Below are 5,539 nucleotides of genomic sequence, written 5' to 3'. Positions count from 1 at the left end.
CTTGTCTTTCTTACTTTAATATGACGGTGATCTTGCTCAATGAGGTTATTCAGATATTTCGATGTACAATGACAGTCAGGTTTAAGTTTAAAAGCTTTAATGACTTTAGCCATTGCGACCTTCGTTGAAGGTGCCTAATCTGTAATTACCTTTTGAGGTTTACCAAATTGTTTAATGAGACGTTTGATAAATACATATGCTGAATGATTATCTCGTTGCTTACGCAACCAAATATCTAATGTATGTCCCTCTGTATCAATGGCACGATATAAATAGTTCCATTTTCCTTTTATTTTGATGTACGTCTCATCAATACGCCATTTGTAATAAGCTTTTTTATGCTTTTTCTTCCAAATTTGATATAAAATCGGGGCATATTCTTGAACTCAACGCTAGACCGTTAAATGATGAACGTTTACACCACGTTCCCTTAATATTTCAGACATATCACGATAACTCAATGCATATCTTAGATAGTAGCCAACGGCTACAGTGATAACATCCTTGTTAAATTGTTTATATCTGAAATAGTTCATACAGAAGACTCCTTTTGGTTATAATTATACTATAAATTCAACTTTGCAACAGAACCGTATATTTTATATAGAGCATTCTCACTAAAAAAATTACACATATCGTGAGCAATGAACTGATTATACTTAACATTAAAAAAGATGATAACACCTTCTACACCTCCATATCACAAAAATTATAACATTATTTTGACATAAATACTACATTTGTAATATATTACAAATGTAGTCTTATATAAGGAGGATATTGATGAAAAAGATAAAAATTGTTCCACTTATTTTAATAGTTGTAGTTGTCGGGTTTGGTATATATTTTTATGCTTCAAAAGATAAAGAAATTAATAATACTATTGATGCAATTGAAGATAAAAATTTCAAACAAGTTTATAAAGATAGCAGTTATATTTCTAAAAGCGATAATGGTGAAGTAGAAATGACTGAACGTCCGATAAAAATATATAATAGTTTAGGCGTTAAAGATATAAACATTCAGGATCGTAAAATAAAAAAAGTATCTAAAAATAAAAAACGAGTAGATGCTCAATATAAAATTAAAACAAACTACGGTAACATTGATCGCAACGTTCAATTTAATTTTGTTAAAGAAGATGGTATGTGGAAGTTAGATTGGGATCATAGCGTCATTATTCCAGGAATGCAGAAAGACCAAAGCATACATATTGAAAATTTAAAATCAGAACGTGGTAAAATTTTAGACCGAAACAATGTGGAATTGGCCAATACAGGAACAGCATATGAGATAGGCATCGTTCCAAAGAATGTATCTAAAAAAGATTATAAAGCAATCGCTAAAGAACTAAGTATTTCTGAAGACTATATCAAACAACAAATGGATCAAAATTGGGTACAAGATGATACCTTCGTTCCACTTAAAACCGTTAAAAAAATGGATGAATATTTAAGAGATTTCGCAAAAAAATTTCATCTTACAACTAATGAAACAGAAAGTCGTAACTATCCTCTAGGAAAAGCGACTTCACATCTATTAGGTTATGTTGGTCCCATTAACTCTGAAGAATTAAAACAAAAAGAATATAAAGGCTATAAAGATGATGCAGTTATTGGTAAAAAGGGACTCGAAAAACTTTACGATAAAAAGCTCCAACATGAAGATGGCTATCGTGTCACAATCGTTGACGATAATAGCAATACAATCGCACATACATTAATAGAGAAAAAGAAAAAAGATGGCAAAGATATTCAACTAACTATTGATGCTAAAGTTCAAAAGAGTATTTATAACAACATGAAAAATGATTATGGCTCAGGTACTGCTATCCACCCTCAAACAGGTGAATTATTAGCACTTGTAAGCACACCTTCATATGACGTCTATCCATTTATGTATGGCATGAGTAACGAAGAATATAATAAATTAACCGAAGATAAAAAAGAACCTCTGCTCAACAAGTTCCAGATTACAACTTCACCAGGTTCAACTCAAAAAATATTAACAGCAATGATTGGGTTAAATAACAAAACATTAGACGATAAAACAAGTTATAAAATCGATGGTAAAGGTTGGCAAAAAGATAAATCTTGGGGTGGTTACAACGTTACAAGATATGAAGTGGTAAATGGTAATATCGACTTAAAACAAGCAATAGAATCATCAGATAACATTTTCTTTGCTAGAGTAGCACTCGAATTAGGCAGTAAGAAATTTGAAAAAGGCATGAAAAAACTAGGTGTTGGTGAAGATATACCAAGTGATTATCCATTTTATAATGCTCAAATTTCAAACAAAAATTTAGATAATGAAATATTATTAGCTGATTCAGGTTACGGACAAGGTGAAATACTGATTAACCCAGTACAGATCCTTTCAATCTATAGTGCATTAGAAAATAATGGCAATATTAACGCACCTCACTTATTAAAAGACACGAAAAACAAAGTTTGGAAGAAAAATATTATTTCCAAAGAAAATATCAATCTATTAACTGATGGTATGCAACAAGTCGTAAATAAAACACATAAAGAAGATATTTATAGATCTTATGCAAACTTAATTGGCAAATCCGGTACTGCAGAACTCAAAATGAAACAAGGAGAAACTGGCAGACAAATTGGGTGGTTTATATCATATGATAAAGATAATCCAAACATGATGATGGCTATTAATGTTAAAGATGTACAAGATAAAGGAATGGCTAGCTACAATGCCAAAATCTCAGGTAAAGTGTATGATGAGCTATATGAGAACGGTAATAAAAAATACGATATAGATGAATAACAAAACAGTGAAGCAATCCGTAACGATGGTTGCTTCACTGTTTTATTATGAATTATTAATAAGTGCTGTTACTTCTCCCTTAAATACAATTTCTTCATTTTCATTGTATGTTGAAAGTGACACTGTAACGAGTCCATTTTCTTTTTTTATGGATTTCTTATTTGTAATTTCAGCGATAACGTACAATGTATTACCTGGGTATACAGGTTTAATAAATTTAACGTTATTCATTTGTGTTCCTGCTACAACTTCTTCTCCGTATTTACCTTCTTCTACCCATAATTTAAATGATATTGAAAGTGTATGCATGCCAGATGCAATGATACCTTTAAATCTACTTTGTTCTGCTTTTTCTTTATCTATATGCATATATTGAGGATCAAAAGTTGTTGCAAATTGGATAATTTCTTCTTCTGTAATATGAAGGCTTTTTGTTTTGAATGTTTCTCCTACTATAAAATCATCGTATTTCATATATGTCTCTCTTTCTTATTCAAATTAATTTTTTAGTATGTAACATGTTAAAGGTAAGTCTACCGTCACTGAAACGTAAGACTCACCTCTAACTTTCTATTGAGACAAATGCACCATTTTATCTGCATTGTCTGTAAAGATACCATCAACTCCCCAATTAGCAAGTTGGTTTGCACGTGCTGGTTTGTTTACAGTCCATACGTTCAATTCATAACCCGCTTCTTTTACCATTTTTACTTTTGCTTTAGTAAGTTTGGCATCTTCAGTGTTTACTATTTTAGCATTACAGTAATCTAAAAGTGTTCTCCAGTCTTCACGAAACGAAGTTGTATGGAATATAACTGCTCTGTTATATTGTGGCATGATTTCTTCTGCAAGTTTAACAAGCACAACATTAAAGCTTGAAATGAGCACTTCTTGATTCTGATTTAAGTTTGTTAATTGTTCTTCCACTTGCTTAACCATACTTTTAGAAAGTGCTAGTCCATTCGGTCCAGTAATACCTTTTAATTCTACATTTAAATTCATATTATATTCATTTGCTATTTTTACTACATCATCGAAAGTTGGCAAATGTTCATCTTTGAATTTTTCACCAAACCAAGATCCTGCAGAAGCATCTTTAATTTCATCATAATTCAATTCAGTTATTTCCCCGGACATATTTGTAGTCCGTTCTAAATAATCATCATGAATGATAATCAGTTGTTCATCTTTTGTAATTGCAACATCTAACTCCAACCAGTTTATACCTTCTACTTCTGAAGCAGCTTTAAATGATGCAATTGTATTTTCCGGAGCTTTACTAGGTAATCCTCTATGTCCATATACAGTTAGCATATTACCTCTCCTTGCATTTTTATTTTTTTAATTAACGTAACTGTATTATCACATTAATCGCACTTTTATTTCCATTAAAAAGAGATGAATATCATAAATAAAGAAGTCGATAGATTCGTATTGATTATGGAGTTAATCTACGTCTCATCTCATTTTTAAAAAATCATTTATGTCCCAAGCTCCATTTTGTAATCAAGTCTAGTTTTTCTGTACCCCTTATCTGCAATTTTACTTAGGATTGCTTTTAACTTACCTCTTATCTGCAATTTTACTTAGGATTGCTTTTAACTTACCCCTTATCAGCAATTTTACTGAGAACTGCTTTTAACGCACCTCTTATCTGCAATTTTGCCTAGAACTGCTTTTAACGTACCTCTTATCTGCAATTTTACTGAGAACTGCTTTTAACTTACCCCTTATCAGCAATTTTGCATGGAATTGCTTTTAACGTACCTCTTATCTGCAATTTTACTTAGAACTGCTTTTAACAAACCTCTTATCTGCAATTTTACTTAGAACTGCTTTTAACGTACCTCTTATCTGTAATTTTACTGAGAACTGCTTTTAACAAACCTCTTATCTGCAATTTTACTTAGAACTGCTTTTAACAAACCTCTTATCTGCAATTTTACTTAGAATTGCTTTTACTATTCCTCTTATTAGTATAATCTCAGTAAGAATGCGTATAAAAATGAAAATTACAACCGATTTTGTAAGTGCTGACGCCTGAGGGAATAGTATGTGCGAGAGACTAATGGCTCGAGCCATACCCCTAGGCAAGCATGCACGTACAAAATCGTAAGATAAAAAAATAAGCATATCACTGTAAACTTTAAAAAATCAGTTTAGTGATATGCTTATTTATTTCGAGTTAGGATTTATGTCCCAAGCTCATCAAGCACAATCGGCCACTAGTTTATTTCTCTATCTTATATGTTCTGATATGGTCTTCTATACTGTATAAGTATACTTTTGAATATGGATCTTGTGTCAATTCACGTTCGAAATCAAATTCTTGATTATCAAATCTGTTAAAGAATGTTTCGTATTCTTCGACTGATAATTGCTCTCTAGATTCTAGCATATTTAAGTGTTTCTCTTTATCTAATGCTTTGTCATATCCTTTAACGATTGAACCACTAAAGATTTCTCCTACTGCTCCTGAACCATAACTAAATAGACATACTTTCTCTTCTGGTTGGAATGTGTGGTTCTGTAATAACGAAATTAAACTTAAGTATAATGATCCTGTATAAATGTTACCAACATCTCTATTCCATAATACGGTTCTGTTGCAAAGTTGAATTTATAGTATAATTTTAACAAAAAGGAGTCTTCTGTATGAACTATTTCAGATATAAACAATTTAACAAGGATGTTATCACTGTAGCCGTTGGCTACTATCTAAGATATACATTGAGTTATCGTGATATAT

4 protein-coding genes and 3 pseudogenes are annotated in these 5,539 nt (G+C 31.3%); 2 read left to right on the top strand and 5 right to left on the bottom strand.

Annotation, left to right across the window (positions count from 1 at the left end; translation table 11 throughout):
* Positions 1–536 (bottom strand): annotated as a pseudogene (locus tag KA828_RS08590) (IS6 family transposase); the annotation flags it as partial.
* A gap of 40 nt (positions 537–576) precedes the next feature.
* Positions 577–684 (bottom strand): annotated as a pseudogene (locus KA828_RS13340) (beta-lactam sensor/signal transducer MecR1); the annotation flags it as partial.
* Positions 685–780: 96 nt separating this feature from the next.
* Between KA828_RS13340 and mecA the strand changes: the two are divergent.
* Positions 781–2,790, top strand: coding sequence for a PBP2a family beta-lactam-resistant peptidoglycan transpeptidase MecA (mecA, locus tag KA828_RS08580; RefSeq protein WP_063852638.1), 2,010 nt, complete (start codon positions 781–783; stop codon positions 2,788–2,790).
* Between the two features lie 45 nt (positions 2,791–2,835).
* On the opposite strand, the gene KA828_RS08575 is transcribed toward mecA, so the two are convergent.
* The 3 genes from KA828_RS08575 to KA828_RS08565 all read right to left on the bottom strand — a co-directional run bounded on the left by KA828_RS08575 (position 2,836) and on the right by KA828_RS08565 (position 5,410).
* Entirely contained in the window at positions 2,836–3,264 is a 429-nt protein-coding gene (locus tag KA828_RS08575) for a MaoC family dehydratase (RefSeq protein WP_000872606.1), read from the bottom strand.
* A 96-nt stretch (positions 3,265–3,360) separates the two neighbouring features.
* Complete coding sequence (locus tag KA828_RS08570; protein ID WP_000958858.1) at positions 3,361–4,104, bottom strand: glycerophosphoryl diester phosphodiesterase; 744 nt, start codon at positions 4,102–4,104, stop codon at positions 3,361–3,363.
* 916 nt (positions 4,105–5,020) lie between these two features.
* Positions 5,021–5,410, bottom strand: coding sequence for a hydroxymethylglutaryl-CoA synthase (locus tag KA828_RS08565; protein ID WP_020444595.1), 390 nt, complete (start codon positions 5,408–5,410; stop codon positions 5,021–5,023).
* A 35-nt stretch (positions 5,411–5,445) separates the two neighbouring features.
* Here KA828_RS08565 and KA828_RS08560 point away from each other — a divergent pair.
* Positions 5,446–5,539 (top strand): annotated as a pseudogene (locus KA828_RS08560) (IS6 family transposase); the annotation flags it as partial.

Origin of the sequence: Staphylococcus sp. GDY8P85P, assembly GCF_017892405.1 — a bacterium.
Taxonomy (GTDB): domain Bacteria; phylum Bacillota; class Bacilli; order Staphylococcales; family Staphylococcaceae; genus Staphylococcus; species Staphylococcus borealis.
This window is presented reverse-complemented; position numbering and strand designations above follow the sequence as displayed.

What these genes read in the sequence shown, in the direction of transcription:
- KA828_RS08575 (WP_000872606.1), bottom strand. Translation starts at nt 3,264, where the DNA reads ATGAAATACGATGATTTTATAGTAGGAGAAACATTCAAAACAAAAAGC.
- KA828_RS08570 (WP_000958858.1), bottom strand. Translation starts at nt 4,104, where the DNA reads ATGCTAACTGTATATGGACATAGAGGATTACCTAGTAAAGCTCCGGAA.